At 57.1% G+C, this 15,567-nt stretch carries 22 protein-coding genes and 3 pseudogenes; 11 read left to right on the top strand and 14 right to left on the bottom strand.

Annotated features, from left to right (window positions below; all coding sequences use genetic code 11):
• On the top strand, positions 1–504 hold a 504-nt coding region (locus B0B13_RS01170; protein ID WP_139337260.1), incomplete at its 5' end, for an IS66 family transposase.
• 331 nt (positions 505–835) lie between these two features.
• Here the strand turns inward: B0B13_RS01170 and B0B13_RS19645 are convergent.
• The gene (locus B0B13_RS19645; RefSeq protein ID WP_139337259.1) at positions 836–1,105 is read right to left on the bottom strand and encodes an IS110 family transposase; all 270 of its coding nucleotides are present in this window, start codon (positions 1,103–1,105) and stop codon (positions 836–838) included.
• A gap of 42 nt (positions 1,106–1,147) precedes the next feature.
• Positions 1,148–1,643, bottom strand: a pseudogene (locus tag B0B13_RS16900) (transposase); the annotation flags it as partial.
• Between the two features lie 101 nt (positions 1,644–1,744).
• On the opposite strand from B0B13_RS16900, the gene B0B13_RS01150 reads away from it, so the two are divergent.
• On the top strand, positions 1,745–2,272 hold the full coding sequence (locus B0B13_RS01150; RefSeq protein WP_338910066.1) for a transposase: 528 nt from the start codon (positions 1,745–1,747) through the stop codon (positions 2,270–2,272).
• 27 nt (positions 2,273–2,299) lie between these two features.
• A complete protein-coding gene (locus B0B13_RS01145; RefSeq protein ID WP_237573976.1) occupies positions 2,300–2,599 on the top strand; it encodes a hypothetical protein in 300 nt (99 codons plus the stop codon).
• 48 nt (positions 2,600–2,647) lie between these two features.
• On the opposite strand, the pseudogene B0B13_RS01140 reads toward B0B13_RS01145, so the two are convergent.
• Positions 2,648–3,034: pseudogene (locus tag B0B13_RS01140) on the bottom strand (transposase); the annotation flags it as partial.
• 85 nt (positions 3,035–3,119) lie between these two features.
• Positions 3,120–4,451, bottom strand: a complete 1,332-nt coding sequence (locus B0B13_RS01135) for a hypothetical protein (protein WP_076793921.1) — start codon at positions 4,449–4,451, stop codon at positions 3,120–3,122.
• A 413-nt stretch (positions 4,452–4,864) separates the two neighbouring features.
• Between B0B13_RS01135 and B0B13_RS01130 the strand changes: the two genes are divergently transcribed.
• Positions 4,865–5,092: a PIN domain-containing protein gene (locus tag B0B13_RS01130; protein WP_502686582.1), complete on the top strand. Its 228-nt coding sequence runs from the start codon at positions 4,865–4,867 to the stop codon at positions 5,090–5,092.
• Positions 5,093–5,218: 126 nt separating this feature from the next.
• Positions 5,219–6,208, top strand: coding sequence for a tyrosine-type recombinase/integrase (locus B0B13_RS01125; RefSeq protein ID WP_076793920.1), 990 nt, complete (start codon positions 5,219–5,221; stop codon positions 6,206–6,208).
• Positions 6,209–6,264: 56 nt separating this feature from the next.
• On the opposite strand, the gene B0B13_RS01120 is transcribed toward B0B13_RS01125, so the two are convergent.
• The 3 genes from B0B13_RS01120 to B0B13_RS01110 form a co-directional block, all read right to left on the bottom strand.
• On the bottom strand, positions 6,265–6,450 hold the full coding sequence (locus B0B13_RS01120) for an Rpn/YhgA-type helix-turn-helix domain-containing protein (RefSeq protein WP_237573978.1): 186 nt from the start codon (positions 6,448–6,450) through the stop codon (positions 6,265–6,267).
• 299 nt (positions 6,451–6,749) lie between these two features.
• Positions 6,750–7,061 (bottom strand): HigA family addiction module antitoxin, encoded by a 312-nt coding sequence (locus tag B0B13_RS01115; protein ID WP_170872319.1) that lies wholly within the window; start codon positions 7,059–7,061, stop codon positions 6,750–6,752.
• 10 nt (positions 7,062–7,071) lie between these two features.
• Positions 7,072–7,350: a type II toxin-antitoxin system RelE/ParE family toxin gene (locus B0B13_RS01110; protein ID WP_076793916.1), complete on the bottom strand. Its 279-nt coding sequence runs from the start codon at positions 7,348–7,350 to the stop codon at positions 7,072–7,074.
• 170 nt (positions 7,351–7,520) lie between these two features.
• Between B0B13_RS01110 and B0B13_RS18825 the strand changes: the two genes are divergently transcribed.
• Positions 7,521–8,285, top strand: a complete 765-nt coding sequence (locus tag B0B13_RS18825) for a site-specific integrase (RefSeq protein ID WP_237573980.1) — start codon at positions 7,521–7,523, stop codon at positions 8,283–8,285.
• A 21-nt stretch (positions 8,286–8,306) separates the two neighbouring features.
• On the opposite strand, the gene B0B13_RS01095 is transcribed toward B0B13_RS18825, so the two are convergent.
• Positions 8,307–8,483 carry a helix-turn-helix domain-containing protein gene (locus B0B13_RS01095; protein WP_323074136.1) on the bottom strand — a complete coding sequence of 59 codons (177 nt, stop codon included), beginning with the start codon at positions 8,481–8,483 and terminating at the stop codon, positions 8,307–8,309.
• A 44-nt stretch (positions 8,484–8,527) separates the two neighbouring features.
• The gene (locus tag B0B13_RS01090; protein WP_139337258.1) at positions 8,528–8,761 is read right to left on the bottom strand and encodes a hypothetical protein; all 234 of its coding nucleotides are present in this window, start codon (positions 8,759–8,761) and stop codon (positions 8,528–8,530) included.
• Between the two features lie 431 nt (positions 8,762–9,192).
• Here B0B13_RS01090 and B0B13_RS01085 point away from each other — a divergent pair, with 431 nt between their 5' ends.
• Positions 9,193–9,672: a helix-turn-helix domain-containing protein gene (locus B0B13_RS01085; RefSeq protein WP_076793910.1), complete on the top strand. Its 480-nt coding sequence runs from the start codon at positions 9,193–9,195 to the stop codon at positions 9,670–9,672.
• 275 nt (positions 9,673–9,947) lie between these two features.
• On the opposite strand, the gene B0B13_RS18140 is transcribed toward B0B13_RS01085, so the two are convergent.
• The 3 genes from B0B13_RS18140 to B0B13_RS01070 form a co-directional block, all read right to left on the bottom strand.
• Positions 9,948–10,172 (bottom strand): hypothetical protein, encoded by a 225-nt coding sequence (locus B0B13_RS18140; protein WP_076793908.1) that lies wholly within the window; start codon positions 10,170–10,172, stop codon positions 9,948–9,950.
• A gap of 315 nt (positions 10,173–10,487) precedes the next feature.
• Complete coding sequence (locus tag B0B13_RS01075; RefSeq protein ID WP_076793907.1) at positions 10,488–10,895, bottom strand: type II toxin-antitoxin system VapC family toxin; 408 nt, start codon at positions 10,893–10,895, stop codon at positions 10,488–10,490.
• Positions 10,886–11,140, bottom strand: coding sequence for a type II toxin-antitoxin system Phd/YefM family antitoxin (locus B0B13_RS01070; RefSeq protein WP_076793905.1), 255 nt, complete (start codon positions 11,138–11,140; stop codon positions 10,886–10,888). Before B0B13_RS01070 ends, B0B13_RS01075 begins: the two co-directional genes overlap by 10 nt.
• A 661-nt stretch (positions 11,141–11,801) precedes the next feature.
• Here B0B13_RS01070 and B0B13_RS01065 point away from each other — a divergent pair.
• Together B0B13_RS01065 and B0B13_RS01060 are read left to right on the top strand one after the other, a co-directional pair.
• On the top strand, positions 11,802–12,083 hold the full coding sequence (locus B0B13_RS01065; RefSeq protein ID WP_370643232.1) for a YlcI/YnfO family protein: 282 nt from the start codon (positions 11,802–11,804) through the stop codon (positions 12,081–12,083).
• Complete coding sequence (locus tag B0B13_RS01060) at positions 12,080–12,379, top strand: type II toxin-antitoxin system RelE/ParE family toxin (RefSeq protein ID WP_076793904.1); 300 nt, start codon at positions 12,080–12,082, stop codon at positions 12,377–12,379. The genes B0B13_RS01065 and B0B13_RS01060 overlap by 4 nt, the downstream gene beginning before the upstream one ends.
• A gap of 402 nt (positions 12,380–12,781) precedes the next feature.
• Here the strand turns inward: B0B13_RS01060 and B0B13_RS18820 are convergent.
• Positions 12,782–13,178: pseudogene (locus B0B13_RS18820) on the bottom strand (chromosome partitioning protein ParB); the annotation flags it as partial.
• A 49-nt stretch (positions 13,179–13,227) separates the two neighbouring features.
• Between B0B13_RS18820 and B0B13_RS01050 the strand changes: the two are divergent.
• Together B0B13_RS01050 and B0B13_RS01045 are read left to right on the top strand one after the other, a co-directional pair.
• On the top strand, positions 13,228–13,530 hold the full coding sequence (locus tag B0B13_RS01050; protein ID WP_076793900.1) for a type II toxin-antitoxin system MqsR family toxin: 303 nt from the start codon (positions 13,228–13,230) through the stop codon (positions 13,528–13,530).
• 2 nt (positions 13,531–13,532) lie between these two features.
• Complete coding sequence (locus tag B0B13_RS01045) at positions 13,533–13,934, top strand: type II toxin-antitoxin system MqsA family antitoxin (protein WP_076793898.1); 402 nt, start codon at positions 13,533–13,535, stop codon at positions 13,932–13,934.
• Positions 13,935–14,202: 268 nt separating this feature from the next.
• Here B0B13_RS01045 and B0B13_RS01040 read toward each other — a convergent pair whose 3' ends face one another.
• Positions 14,203–15,525 carry an IS5 family transposase gene (locus tag B0B13_RS01040; protein WP_076793896.1) on the bottom strand — a complete coding sequence of 441 codons (1,323 nt, stop codon included), beginning with the start codon at positions 15,523–15,525 and terminating at the stop codon, positions 14,203–14,205.
• Between the last annotated feature and the right edge of the window lie 42 nt (positions 15,526–15,567).

Raw genomic sequence — 15,567 nt, 5'->3', positions numbered from 1 at the left:
AAGAGTCAGATCGCTGAACAGGCGCTGGAATACTTCGGCGCACTTTACGCTGTCGAGCGCGACGTTGCACAACTTGAGCCTGATCGCAGGGGGGAAGTGCGTCAGCAGCGCGCTGGGCCCATTGCCGATGCGCTACATGAGTGGATGTTCACTCAGCGCAAACGGGTCAGTGAAGGATCGGCGATCGCCAAAGCGCTCGACTACAGTCTCAAGCGCTGGGAGGCGCTCACGCGTTATCTAATCGATGGGCATGTGCCCATCGACAATAACTGGCTGGAAAATCAGATTCGTCCCTGGGCTATCAGTCGCTCGAACGGGTTGTTTGCCGGTTCGTTGCGCGCTGGACAACGCGCCGCGGCGATCATGAGCCTGATTCGATCCGCGCAGCTCAATGATCATGACCCGTACGTCTATCTCAAAGACGTGCTCAATCGATTGCCCACCCATCGAGCCGACGACATCGCCACCCTGCTACCACATCGCTGGGTGCCCACCGCAGCTTGATTGACGGCCATTTACGCCCTGGAATGCCTTCGCCGGATGCTTACTCTATTAGGATATCAAGTACGCCTTGTACGAGAGATGAGGGGGGCATGTTTTGCTCAACAAGCCGTTCAAATGTCACACCTTTACCTGCAGGCAGGATGACGCCAAACGTCTTAAGTACGCCCCGAACCTGGTTTATATAGACCCGTTCGCATGCTCACAAGTTTTCCCCGCGCGGTCAGCAGAAGTCGCACTTCGTGGCTAGCCATGCTCTTGACCTCGAGACCGCGGTACCATCCGCTGCGCGTGAGCTGAGCGATGCCGCGTGCGTCGTTAGTATCCGTCTTGTTCAGTTGGTCGCCAGAGCCGCGTGGACATGGCGAGCATGAATGCAATCAACCGGGATATCATCGGCTCGTAAGCTATGGTATAGCCATACGGCGAGTGGTCCCGTCTCCATGCCGACTCGCACCGCCTCCGGCGCATGTAGGCGAATAGCTCGGGCGATCTCCTCAGGGTTCGAGATGACGCATCCGTGCCATACGCTCTTCCCATCGCGATCAACAACGCAGATTGCCGTAACCTTTTGGGACACATCGAGACCCACATACGTTTCCATGTCCGCCTCCAAAGTAAGTCACAGAGACAATTACAGCATGTGATTGTCGCGCCAGCCTTCCCGACGCAGCATCACATGCACCCGACGATAGCCATAGTGCACGCGTGTTTGCGTGATTTCCTTGATGCGCAGCATAATCGCACTCGAGTCTCGTGCGATTGACTGATAGCTGTACACTGAACGCGACAGCTTCAGTACTTTGCAGACTTGGCGCTGGCTTGCGCCGAAGCGTTGCATCAGATCCGTAGTGAGTTCACGCAGCCGGGAAGGCTTCAAAGCTTTTTTGATAGCACATCCTGCAACATGGCTTTGTCCAACGACAGGTCCGCCACCAGCCGCTTGAGCTTGGCGTTTTCTTCTTCGAGTTGCTTCAGGCGACGCAGCTCCGACGGGCCCAGGCCCCATACTTCTGGCGCCAGTTATAGAACGTCGCATCGCTGATGCCCATCTTGCGGCACACCTCCGCTGCCGGCGTGCCCAGCTCTGCCTGTTTCAACGCAAATGTAATCTGTTCTTCAGTGTATCGGCTCTTCTTCACGACATGACCTTCTGCTTGTCAAGGTTGTATCATGCCGGATTTTTCTACTTTTGAATGGCCCAGTTTTTTGGGGGAGCCTCATCGGCGCGATAGAGCGCGAGGTGGAACGGATCTATCAGCGGGTGCATCCATCCGATGCGCTTCGGTCAATTCCCGGCGTCGGATCAACTTTGGCCCCGTTGCTTATCGGGATACTCGGCCACGCAAAGCGTTTCCGTAACGAAGACCATATTCGTGGATTCTGCGGCATGTTCCCGACCAAAAATTCATCTGGCGGCATAGACAAACCAGGGCAACGGCTAACAAAGAGCGGTAGCGATCGCATCAAGCGGGCACTGTATATCGCCGCAGACGTCGCTCGCAAGATTGACCCGGACCTTGCCGCCGTCTACTGGAGGCTCATGGTGAACAAAGGCCACCACCACAAGCAGGCCATATGTGCTGTCGCCACGCGTCTAATCAATCGTATCTATCGTGTGCTCAAGACTGGCCAGCCGTATGTGCTGCGGGACCAGCAAGGTAACGCGATTACCGTTCAGGAAGGCAAGCGTATCGTTCTCGCGCAATTCACTGTGCCGCTCGAAGTCCGACAATCACGTCGGAACCAGCCCATGCCACAATCAGCGTAGAGCATCGTTTCTGGCCGTGAATAAGCGTTGACAGTCGGTACGAGATCATTCGAGCATACGTGGCCGACGATACAGCAATGGCTGGAAACTGAGCCCGGCATCACGGCCAAGAAGCTACATGAGCGTCTCGTCGCCAGGGCACCGGCGATGTATTCCGGCGCGCAGCTGCGCACTGTGCAGCGCCGCGTGAAGGCATGGCGATCGAACCGCGCCAGAGAACGGGTAGTCAGAATACTGGGTGATGCCGACGCGATGAAGGCTGGCGCTGCTATGCAGCACCAGCCTTCATCGAAAAAAAACCGGAGAGTGACAATTACCCGAGAGTAACATCATCCCATGAGGCAACACGATTGGCCATTCTGCTTGACGCTATCCAGTCACCGTGCTGATGAAATCCGGTGATACCTCGATGCCATATATCTCCAGCAAAAAACTCTCAATTTCGCGCACACTCATGCCGCGCGCGTACATCGCGATGATCTTGTCGTCTGACCTGGTGAAGCGCCGCGCGCCCTTGGCAATCAGCACCGGATCGAAGGTGCCTTCGCGATCGCGGGGGATCTCGACGTCGAATGTGTCGTCGTCGGTCGTGACACGCTTGCGGCTCGTGATGTTGCGGTGATTCGTGTTGCCTGCCAGCTTGGCTTCGCCCTTCTCATAACCCAGGTGGTGGGCCAACTCGCCGTCCAGCGCACGCTCGAAAATCGCCTTCTTGAACGCCGCGAACTGCTCGTGGACCGTCGTCCGCTCCAGCGTCCCCGGCCTTGGCTATCAGTTTAAGCTTCACACATAAAATTTCGGATAGGCTCATATACGCGCAAAAACTACCATTAAGATAGCTAACCTCTCAGCCATGAAAACTGTCCAGTATTCGCGCACGTGCCGATTCAGAAAATCGATTGGCCTCCATAAAGAGGGTGATTTCGTCCGTCGCAAGTTGCAGTTGGCGATTTTTCAAGCGACATATCAAGCCTATTTCTCGGAGCTCGCTGAGAACATCCAATAGTGCTGCCTCGCCAGCGCCAACCAGCAGATTCAACGCCTGCTGCCACACCCGTTTTGATAGCACATCATCCATATAAGAGGTACATAAAAGCAGTCCGATTGCCGCCTGCCTGCGCTGCATCGGCAACACGCGTGCCAAATGGTGCGTTAATAAGGCTAATTCTTGTGCATGTCGTGCAGCTGGCAACCCCTTGATTCCTAGCGGTACATAGCGTAAGGCGATCCCCCACTGCTCATCCGGCAGTGATATGGCCAGATCGCGCATCTCCGCATAGCGCGCGGGTTGCTCCGCTTCCGGCAACGCCCGTGAGTCGCGTGTCAGCGCGCCGAGTGACGCGCCTTGCTGGGACGGTGGCAGTTGCAAGGTCCGCTCGCGTAAGACCGCATACAGCCCGGAAACTCTTGCGTCTGTAGGACAAAAGCTCCATAGTAAATTGGACAATATCGGAATCAGCTTCGCTTGCTCGGATACACTTAAAGACGAAAGTTGGGCTAAAAGCACTTGGTAACGCTCAGCGAATTGAGGTGAGCCAGGCGGCAAAGACCTCAATCCGAACGCCAGTTCCGGCCAGACATTTTCCTGCTTGTGCCTCCGCCGCTCGGCCATGGCATAGGAGAAATCGAATAATTCGGGACGCTGGTGCCAAGGAAAATCACGAAACGCGAGAATCATCGCCTTTTGTATCGTCACCCCGTTCTTCGGAATACGCTCTGCGGCGAGAAATAATCGCTTGAATGCGTCGACTTGCTCCGCTTCCGGCAACGCTCGCAGCCGCTGGCACAGTGCGTCTAGAGGTTCGGCGTGCTGCGCTGGATCAGCGAGCGTGCCATCCATTTCATTAAGCAGTTGTTTAATCGCCTCATGGTTCACGGCTTGCTTCGCCCGTTGCCAATAGCGGTGGACCAAGCGCCTGGGCTGCATCGCATGATACGTGCACCGATCGACGGTGGAAAACGACATCACGTCTTGAATGGGCACGTAGTCGCCAATGCGCGCGATCACCTCGGCCGGTAGGTCCTGATAGGTGATAGGCCGCTTGGCCGATGGGTTAGCCCACGCGGCGCCGAGCGGCTGCGGTGGTGGGGGCGCCAACGCAGCAGTTTGCGGGCGAGTCTCTAACGCGCAGATATAGGCCTGATAGTCGTTTAAGGCGGCATTCAGATCGAAGTCCATCGGCAAACTCAGCGATAAGTAACGAAGGCGCCCCGCATAGCGAGGTTGCGCAGCAGGTTAGCGAAAAGCGAACAGATGAGCGCGGCGATACGTCGTAAACGTAAGTTTTTTGGCAGCTAATCTGGTGAACAAGCCGCGACATCCCAGGCGGGCCATGCAAGCGGCTGACGAGAAGCAGCATCAACCGGGCAATGCCTCCAGCCTTAATGGAGCGTTTTGGATGCCGCCTGGCAGAGCAGTGTGCATTGCCAACAGAGGCTGTAACAGCGTCTGCGCATTGACATTGCACTATCCGCCCACTTTCCGCTAGCCTGCTGTGCAGCATCGCTTCGCGCTGCGTCTTTCTCACTCCCTTATCGAATTGACCAATTTGACAGTGCCGTCGATTCCCTATAATAACTTGCCTGCTGAACTTGTTTCGCTTTCAGCGTGCGGTCGTGTTGAACGCGCTGCGGCCCTTACCGGAAGGCATCGACACAAACGATCCGAGTGACGCATTTCTCCTGGCAATGGCGCTGACTAGCGAAGCCGACTACCTGGTGACCGGCGATCGCCGCGTTGGGCTGCTGCAGCCAAACAGTATCGGTCGCACGTGTATCGTCACGCCGACGGCCTTCTGTGCCAAGATGATGCTACTTTAGCGCAGCCCAAGGTGGATCATCTCGGCGGCCATGGATAGAGTTGCCTGTTGTCCGAAAGTTGTACGCGGTATATTAACTACGCAGTTAACAGTCATTTACCTATCAACACCCACTCCTCTGTGTGCCATGACCGAAGCTGATTTGTTTGCTGCCCGAGAGCGCATCGACTGGGACCGCGCGCCCATTCAATCATTTGAAGCCTGGTTGGCTCGCCAAGCTGGGCGGGGCACCTCTCGCACCTTGCGGCCTTCCACGGCTAAAGTCTATCTTGCGCAATGGCGCGCGTTCGTACGCTATCTTCAAGTGCGCCGTATCCCTTTGAGCGCAACGACGCCCGATACGATCTGCGCCTTTCTAGCCAGCTTGCGTCGCGAGAATCGAGACCAACGCGCGCGTTACCGCAAATTAATTGAGCGTGTGTTCATCGATATCCATGCGTGTACGCAACAAAGCAAAAACGCCAATCCCGCTGTCGGCGCATTGCGAGACAGCCAAGCCACCTGGAAGCGCGTCAAGGGCAACCAGGACACCGATTTCCTAACATCGGAGGAAAGGCAGCACATCATCGACACGTTGCTGTCCCCTGTCGATAATGCCCATTACGCACGCTGGCAGACTTTACGAGATCGTGCGTTGGTGGCCACGTTTTTGGGAGCGGGGTTGAAGGTGTCGCAGGCGCTTAAACTGACGGTTAACTGCATTAATATTGGGCCAGACCGACTCATGCACATCAGCTCGCCAGGCTCGCGTTTTTCGCATCAACCCCGGCCCGAGGCGTTTGCACACTTGGCGCTGGCACGCTGGCTAGCTGAACGGCACGCCAGTGGCGTCGATAGTCCATGGGTCTTTCTGGGCGGGCGGGACGGACGGCCGATGCACGCGGTCACCGCGCTGCGCGCCACCGAGGCCATCATGCGCGCCTGCGGCGTGGCCGACAGGCGGCAGGCACGCGCCAGTCCCCAGACGCTGCGAAACAGTTATATCGCGACGCTGTTCGAGGCCGGGCAGACCACGCTCGCGGTCAGCGAGGTCCTCGGCGTGGAGTTGATCACCGCCGAGCGTCTTAAGAAGGCATGGCAGAAGTGGGCGCAAGAAAAATCGGCCATCCGGATTTGACTGTGGGCAACCAGACGCGAAACAGCCCCTATATTGCTAAGCGCTGAATTGCTCTATTAGCGACAGATTTGCTTCATATCGGCTTCGGACAAGACCATCATCCGCTTGACCGTCTCGCGCTCCAAGCCGTTTTCTAGCAACGTGCGCGCAATCTTCAGCGCGGCTTCCTTGTGTCCTTCTTCACGTCCCAGCATCCGGCCGCGCTCCAGACCTTTTTGCTCGAGTTTTTGTGCAATCGTCATCAAAACCTCCTCGTGTTGCGGGGAACGGAGCGCCAACTCTCGCATAAATCGCTCCGGATCCGTCGTGTCGCCCACTGCGTTTAAAGCGTAGCGTGGCTGACCGGTTGGCCCGGTGCAACACAAAACGCGCGCTCATCGCCGTACTCAACCGATTCCAGTCGACCAGATCGGCCAGGCAAACCAATCATACCGCCCGGCCACTGCTCACGCCTGAGGGATGCGCCGCCTGCCGCAGTACACGAGCTGCGATTCCTCGTCAACTTTCACCCGATCGTCGCCGATAAGCTGTGCGATGCTTATCATCGCACTTTTAATGCATCCGAGATGGAGTCGTTCGACTGCAACGGCCTCACAGGCGGCTGTTCGCGCTGTTCAGCCTGCCAAAGTTCGTAATTGGTTTGCAGGTTCATCCAGAAACGCGCCGTGCTGACGCCTGCGCGTTCCAGCCGCAAGGCAAGATCGGGGCTGATGCCGGAGTGCCCGTTCAGCACACGCGAGAGCGACGTGCGATTATACCCGAGCCGCGCAGCGGCTTCGGACACGTCAATTTCAAGCGGTTGCAGCACGTCCTCACGCAGCAGCTCGCCGGGGTGCGGATGATGCTTCATCATGTTGTAATCCTTAATGATAGTCCTGGTAATCGACCAGCTCAACGTCAACCCCGACGAATCGGAAGGTGACGCGCCAGTTACCGTTGACCCATATTGACCAGTGCTCTTTCATGTCTCCTTTTAAGAGATGCAATCTATAGCCAGGCTGATCCAATTCTCGCGGCGAACAGGCGGCGTTGAGCGCAGCCAAGATGCGGCGGAGTTTGGCCGCGTGGGCTGCCTGCACACCTCGCGTGGAATCCTCACGAAACAAGGCTTCAAGCCCTTTGTGCCGAAAGCTGATTATCATGCAGCAAGTGTAGCATGATGCGCAACGCGCTACAAGGAAAAGACTAATAGAAGACAGGCAATTGTTCTAGAACGTGTCATCAATTCAAGGAAACGACAGAAGCGGCTGACCTTGTCCCGGTCACGGCCTCACACGCCAGCGTAATTCTGGATTTTGCCGATCAGGGCTTCATGCTTGTCGAGCGCTTCGCGCAATGCTTTCGCCTCACTGGCGACACGCCCTGCTTCCACCTCGGCGTCGCGCCGAGCCGCCTCCGCCAAGTCACGGCGCTCACGTTCGGTTCGCGGGTCGGCCGCAAACACTTCCGCGCGTTGCCCCAGCTCAACCGGCTTCGCTTCCGCCGACGCAGCCCGCCCGACAGTAACGACCAGCTCGCGCTGAACCTTCCGCAAGCGATCCTGGACTGGACTTCCGCGGCCTATCGTCGAGCCTCGTTGCGCTCATTTTCGGGCTTCTTAGCCAATACCAAAGCCTCAGCCGTCTCGGCCTTGAACTTCTGGCGGGAACGCTCGAGCGAATCGCGTTCCGCGGCGAGCCGATCATTTATCAGATGGACGACCTGCGCCAATAGCCAAACCGTATCCCGGCCCGAACCCTTTGCCCACTCGGTGCTGGCGCGCGGGTTAGTCGAACGGCACACCAGCGGTGTTGACAGTTCATGGGTCTTTCCCAGTGAAGGGGACGCGCGGCCGATGCACGCGGTCACCGCGCTGCGCGCCACCGAGGCCATCATGCGTGCCTGCGGCGTGGCCGACAGGCGGCAGGCACGCGCCAGTCCCCAGACGCTGCGAAACAGTTATATCGCGACGCTGTTCGAGGCCGGGCAGACCACGCTCGCGGTCAGCGAGGTCCTCGGCGTGGAGCTGATCACCGCCGAGCGTCTTAAGAAGGCATGGCAGAAGTGGGCGCAAGAAAAATCGGTCATCCGGATTTGACGTTGGGCAACCATACGACAGCTAACGAACATTGTGCATGGCAATCTTGAGCTTGAACAACTCCCACAGGGCCGGGTCCATACGCCTATCTCCAGCTTCCCATTGCTGCCAATTTCGAACTGTTCGATAGACCTTGAAGGCTGCTTCTGATTGACTCAATCCAGCAGCCACGCGAATCGCCTTAATATCGGCAGGCATTGGGCTGGGCAAGTTGATGCGAACCGCCCTTGATCCGCTCGCCATCACATTTTGCGTTTAAACGCTTGCCACCATGAGTAAATGATGCAACCACAACCGGATATGAATGCCAAGGTCCACGGCATCTCGCCAAACGCTAAATGAGCTGCAACCCAGGGGGCCGAATTGTCTGTTGCGGGAACGTCGACAAACAAGATATAGCCCGATACAGCAGCGGCGATAGCACCGATGAAGAACGGCACAAATTGAAAACGCAACATCCAGAGAATAGTCTTCACTGTTGACCTCTGCAGCAGTTGTCGAAAGTGGCTCAATATTACGAACAATGTTCATATGCGTCAAGCTACAAAACACACTCAAATTCGGATACTCGGAAAATCATTTTGATTGTCGGCTAAATCTATAGCCGCCCTATTTTTGCAGGTTCTTGTTCGCGCGGGTAGACACGACAATTGCGGCCCCACACTGTAGTCAGCACTGCAGCGAACCGAGCGGGCTGAAGCCGAAGTGGACGTTACACGGCGGATTGTCAACGGAGAAAAAGCCGCTCATTCCCTCTGGCACTGCGCGCGCCAAGGGGGCGGCAGCTTAGCGCACGCTTATAAAGTTACCCCATATTGCAGCCACGTAAGATCAGGGCCTTGAAAATCTTTTCTGTAAGATACTTTACATATATGCGCCGCCCCAGTGAGCGGCCGGGAGGTTCACCATGCAACTTTACGAGATAAGATGGGCTGTGGCGAAACGGCGGACAGAACTCGGTCTCACTCAGGCGCAACTAGCGAGGCTGTCCGGCTTGTCTCGGTTCACCGTCAATCAGCTTGAAACGGGCAAGTTAAAGGATCTCGGCGTCAACAAGCTGATTGCGTTACTCAGCGTGCTCGGGATCGAATTGACAGTCAAGCGACGGCCGGAGCAGAAAGGCCTTTACAAGGCGGCCGTAAGTGCGAACGTCAGCTACGAAGAGCATCTGACTGAGCCTTTGCTGTTGAACGCGCTGGCAACAGGACAGATCCCCCAAGGTTGCGAATCGCAGCTCTCGGTCATCCTTGATGAGGTGCCTGTGCCAGTCGTGGTCAAGGCAGTCGAGGAAGCCGCCAAGAGTTCTGGCACGCAACCGCGGAAGATTTGGAAGAACCTCGCCACTTGGTCGAAAGACCTTCACCTGTATCGAAGGGTATGGGCATGAGGGCGCCTTCGCCCCTGCCCGAAGGTCCGTAGCGGGGCCTCTTTGCCATAAGCTGACGCTGATCGACGAATCAAGCGTATCTTGCCCAGCGCTGGCGTGAAGGCTGCCAAAACGCGGCGAGGTTGTATTGGGAAATCGTCAGTCAAGGGTTCAACGGCGATTACGGCATCGTACGCCAAGCCCTTCAGCCTTGGCGACAAGCCTGTGCAATCACGCAGCAGCTGCATACTGCTGTGTCATGAGCGGTGCCTTCCACTCGCCGCGTAGGCTGCTAGTTAATGGGTCGGGGCACGGCGTCGCTCACCGACGACAACAAGCGGCACATCCAACGCTTTGTTCAACGATTCGCCGAGCGAAACCCTCAGATTGTGGCGATCCGGCGGCTGTCGCTCGAGTTCACCGACATAGTCAAGCGCCGCGCACATCAAGCGTTGGCAAGCTGGCTGCGCCAAGCGCAAACCAGCGGTGTACCAGAAATGCAGCGGTTCGCAGCCAAGCATTGGCCACGACTACGATGCCGTACATGCTGCACGACTCACACCCTACAGCAACAGTATCGTCGAGGGCCCTGTCAATCGGCTCAAGTTCCTCAAGCGCCCAATGTATGGCCGTGCCGGCTTCCAACTGCTGCGTACTCGCGTGCTGAATCGGTGCTGACTTGTGACATGAACCTTCACACAAAGTGTGGAAGAGCCACTTCTAAATTGCTGTTGACAGGCAACGCCGGCCTCGTGTGCACGCAGTGTGGCATCTGCCAACCGACACGTCGCAAATGGCTACGTCGCTACATTGTTAAATGGCTAAGCGCGCCGCTTCTATCTAGGCGTCACGAGCCGCAACCCTGGCAAGTCGACAAAGTCGGCACGGTTAAGTGTCATCAGCGCATCGCCGTGCTCGATCGCCTGTGCAGCGATCCACAGATCATTGTAGCGAGGCCGTGGTGACCGGCCAGATTGCTTGACAAAAGCCGCAAGCACGCCGAACGCGGCGGCAGTCTGCTGCGACACCTCACGAATCGGGCGCCGCTCAAGCTGTTGTAGATGGGCAGCGCGCACGGCCCGCTCGACAGGATCCGTACAAGCTTGCACGCCAAATCCGAGTTCGCCCAACGAAATGACTGAGATGAACACGGGTGCGTCGCCAGCGAGTTCGATCACGGTTTGCGAATCAAGCGTTTTTGCGGCTAATGCGACCCAAATGCAACTGTCAAGGATTACGCCCATGAATCTCGCACGCTGTTATCCAAGTCAGTACGGCTGTCAGCCAGCCAAGCCGTGGCCTGCCGCGGCGTGAGCGCTACGGACAGCCCCGCGAGCGCTTGGGTGGCGGTCATGGTCAGTTTGGGGGGCACAATTCGCGCCACCGGAACATGGTTACGCTCGACGATGATGGTTTGGCCTTGGCGCGCGACGGTATCTAAAATCTGACGGGTTTGTCGGGCAAGTTCGGTGGCGGTGATTGCCTGCATGTTGACCTCCTAATAAGGATCAATACGTATTTTACGTATTCTGTCGCCTCATGTCGATTACATTTTTTACAATTGCGCGTGGCAGACGATTACAGTGGCATTACGCGGTTGGTTGCTGCGTCGGTTCAGCATGCTCTCGATGCATACCTCGACGTGCTCGGTCCGCACGAGGATCACCGGCCCGACGATGAGCCGCCGTCACCCGGGCTTCGGATATAAAGGAGAAAATCAGATCGGAAATGCGCGCTACGCACACGATTGAAAGTCTACGCGTCGATTTTTACAACGGCGTCTCGGCAGTATGGCGAGTTTTCTTGGGCAAAAAGAATCGCGTTCGAAAGCTTTGCGTACTGACGAAGTGCTCAAGTACATGGCTCGGTTGTGGCAATTCGATATGCTTTTGGAGAGCGTAGACGAGAACCGACTGGATGTGGACTTACAATCACGATCACCCGAACATGATCCTAGGCGCATTGACGCCAAAGCAGCGGCTGGCCATGGCCGTATAGTTTCTACTTTTGAACCTCGTGGAAAACGGGGAGATTACCGATGGAGTAAGCAGCGAGGTTGTGCCGCAATAATACGATAGGGTAAAACAAAACGTTGTCGATCAAGCCAGATGACGCTAAACTGTATTGCAAATGTAATACATGAAGGCACCATGATGAAGACAGCGACACTCCCAGCACTGCGTGTCGAGCCCACGCTACGACACGCGGTGGAAGACGTGCTGAACGAAAACGAGACACTATCGGCGTTTATGGAGTCGGCCCTACGGGCCGGTGTCGCGCATCGACGGCTGCAGCGAGCCTTCATCGCACGTGGCCTTGCGGCCCGAGAAGAGGCGCAGCGCACTGGTGAATATGTGCAGGCCGATGCAGTACTGACTGAGCTTGAGGATATGCTCAACGCGGCGCGCTCCGCTCGCGGGTCGCACGGTTGACTTACCGCGTTCGCTATACGCGTGCCGCGCGGGCGGATTTGGTGCGGCTGTACCGATTCCTGCTTGAGCAGGACTTGGATACGGCTGCCCGCGCGCTCGACGCGATCCACCGGGGTGTCGACGTACTGCGTACCTTTCCGTTTACCTGCCGCAAAGCTAAAGGGGAAAATCCGTTCCTGCGCGAATTGATTGTATCGTTTGGCTCATCGGGTTATGTAGTGCTGTTCGAGATTGAGGAAGGATGCACGGTCACGATCCTCGCGGTACGTTCGCAACGGGAAGAAGACTACTATTGATGGGTTACGGGCATCATCCTTTGCCAGGCGAGCCGTCGGACGACATGCCGTTTTAACGCTACAGGCTTTGCCGTCTCCGGGCCCCGCTCTTTGACGTCCGAGTCAGTAAGGAAACGATCTTGGTATCGGCCCGCGGCCTGGTTTCGGCTATCAGTTGGCGGCCGCCTCGGGGCGACGGCGTCAAACGACTGAGCGTCCAAAAAAGGCGTTGCGCCATGGAAACATCGACCTTGAATCGCATTGCGTCGTGTACGGCGCGGATGCTACGAATCCCTCGAAGTCCGGAGAGCTTGTAGCGGAATTCTCTTCGGCTGACGCCGCGATAGAGCTCGTCGAGCGTATCGACCGCGGCATCAAAGCATGCCTCAACATGGAGGAACGACCGACGTGGACCGACAGTGGCGCGACCTGCGGATGTCGGGCCACTTCGATTTGCAGTGCCGCCATGCGGTGGATACTCAACCGTTGCGCAGCCAGTCGGAGAACTTCGCAGTCTTGGCCACTTCGTCAGCCTCATCGCCTTTGTCCTCATTCGCGTCTCGCTTCCGGTGAAACTCTGCCGCAGCCTTTGCAGCGTGCGCAGCGCCTTGGCTTCAGCCTCGTGCAGCAGCCCGCGATGCGTCACGGCTTCGCCCTCATGGTCAAGGGTGACGATGGCACCGGCCACGGCGCGCACCTCCGAGGCACAGCCCTGCAGGGCACGCTCGATGGCTTGCAGCTGCCCGACCATCTGCGCGCGCCGCGGTTCCTGCGCCTCCACCTTGTCCCCGTCCTCGACAGCGTAAGCGTCTTCCAACTCTCGCTATTAACCTACCTCACAAATCAACCAATTAGGTTAAAATGACCTGGTGGAGAAAGGCACCCCGCACTGTAAATTAGCCGTCGTCAAAGATTTGGTAAAGGTCGAGCAAGTCCGGGCCACAGCTAGCGCCTACAGTGGAGCGCGTGAGCTTGGCTTCAATGATCTGGCCGGAATATGTGCCGTTGTTTTGGCGCTCACTCCCGCCGACTTCTACAAGAGCATGACGACCCATGCCGATCATCGTGTCTGGCAGGACGTATACCACGCCAAGACAGCAATTGGCGATGAGGTGTACCTGAAGCTGACTGTCATTGATGACGTGCTGATCGTTTCTTTCAAGGAGTTGTGACCATGAAATGCCCATGCTGCGGCGCGGCGGAACTGATCCACGATACCCGCGATGTATCCTACACTTATAAAGGTGAAACTACCTCCATTCCAGCGGTAACGGGCGACTTTTGCCCTGCCTGTGGTGAAGTCATCTTGGACCGTGAACACGGCGACCGCTATAGCGAACTGGTGGGCTTGTTCCAGTGCCAAGTCAATGCGGCCTATGTTGATCCGAGCTATATCTCCAAGGTGCGCAAGAGGCTCGGCCTTGACCAGCGACAGGCCGCCGAACTTTTCGGCGGTGGCGTCAATGCTTTCTCGCGCTACGAAAACGGCAAGACTAAACCGCCGCTGGCCTTGGTCAAGCTGTTCAAGTTGCTGGATCGTCACCCAGAGCTGCTTAACGAGATCAGAACCGTATGACAGACTGGAAAACGCTAACTGTAAAATGGCGTCATCAATAATTTTAAGATTGAGTTAGCAAGCCAGCGTGTCGTTTGATGTGCCGGCAAGCATCGTCGCGGCAGCAGACCAGGAAACGTAGATGCCGGAAAACAAAGCTCGCAATCGAAGGCGAACCAGCTAAAGCTTATCCAATTGTGAAAGCGGCCGCGACTTAACGTTGTGACGCCAGCGGGCGCAAGTACCTACGTAGTCTGTCCTGAACAATTCGCTTTGCTCTGCGGCGAATTCATGCTGCTGACACCATGTGAGCCTCGCGATTGAGCAGAGCAAGCCAGATCAGGGCGCAAAAAAGCCGCAGCTTGCGCAGGATCATGCGCAGGTTGTGGCCGGCGCCGCACAGCACCGCATGAATCGCATCGCCCAGCGTACCCTTGAGCCAATTTCGATCGAGCTTGCCGTCTGACTTCATGTGTCCGATGGCCGGCTCGATTGCACTGCGACGCCGAATCATTGCTCGCAGGCCGCGCGTGATGCCGCGTCGCAAGCCAGGATGATAGAGCTTCACGCCATCGACCGCGACGCCCTTGTAGCCGCGGTCCACGACAGCCATCTGCGGCTGAACGTCGCTTAGGATCGCCGCCTGTTCCAACGCTTCGGCTAGCGTGTGTCCATCGTAGGGATTGCCGGGCATCGAACGAGCTCCGATTACCAGACCCTCCTTGTGCGTCGTCGTGATCGACACCTTCACGCCGAATTCGTACGGCTTGCGTGGTTTGCCTTTCGCCAAGCACTCGACTTCCGGCGCATGCAGCGCATACAGCTTGTTTTTGTCCTTGTGCTTTTGCGTGAGAATTCGCTTCGTGCGGCCAATCAGCGCTTCCAACGCCGCGCGACTTTGCTCAGCGACGCCGTCCAGCTGCCTCTGGACATCACGCATCACGCGTCCTACTCGAGAACGCAAAGTGCGCAGCGCTTTGTTCATCCGCTTGTACTGCTTCGCATGCGCATAGCGGCCTACCTGGCTTGCCAGACGCGGCGCCTCGCGATTGTAATTTTGCCGCAGCTTCAGCCTGTGCCGGGCGGCCGCTTTTACCAGATGTTCCCGGCAACGCTCGAGCAGACGCGAGTCGGTAGGATGCGCAATCGCCTTTTCCATCACCGTCGTATCGACGATCACCCGCTTCAGGCTCGAAGTCTTGATGACGTTCGCGCGTTTGGCCGCTTCGATCGTCTCGGCCAACAGTTCTTCAACGCCGGCTTCGCCTAGCCGCTTGCGCCAGCGCGTCAGGCTCGACGGATCAATCGGCGGCTTCGTCTGCAAGTACGTCTGGCCGGTGAACACCTGCCAATATGGGTTCTCCAGCCATTGCCAGACCACGTCCTCATCCGACAAGTCGAACGCATGCTGCAAGTACAGCAGCCCCGCGATCAAACGCGGCGACGTTGCCGGCCGGCCGCGCTGCGACACGAAGCTCGCGCTCATCGCCGTGCTCAATCGGTCCCAATCAATCAGATCGGCCAGACGAACCAATGGATGCTTTAAGTTGATCTGCTCGCGCAGCGGCTGGCGGAACAAATCTCCCTCTGGCGCCGGCGTCTTCGGACCCATTCAACCCTCGTCGAAATTTGCAGGAAATTCACGCCAATATGC

The sequence above is a fragment of the Burkholderia sp. b14 genome, from assembly GCF_900156195.1.
Lineage (GTDB): Bacteria > Pseudomonadota > Gammaproteobacteria > Burkholderiales > Burkholderiaceae > Mycetohabitans.
Note: the sequence above shows the minus strand (reverse complement) of the source record. Positions and strands in the feature narration are given on the sequence as shown.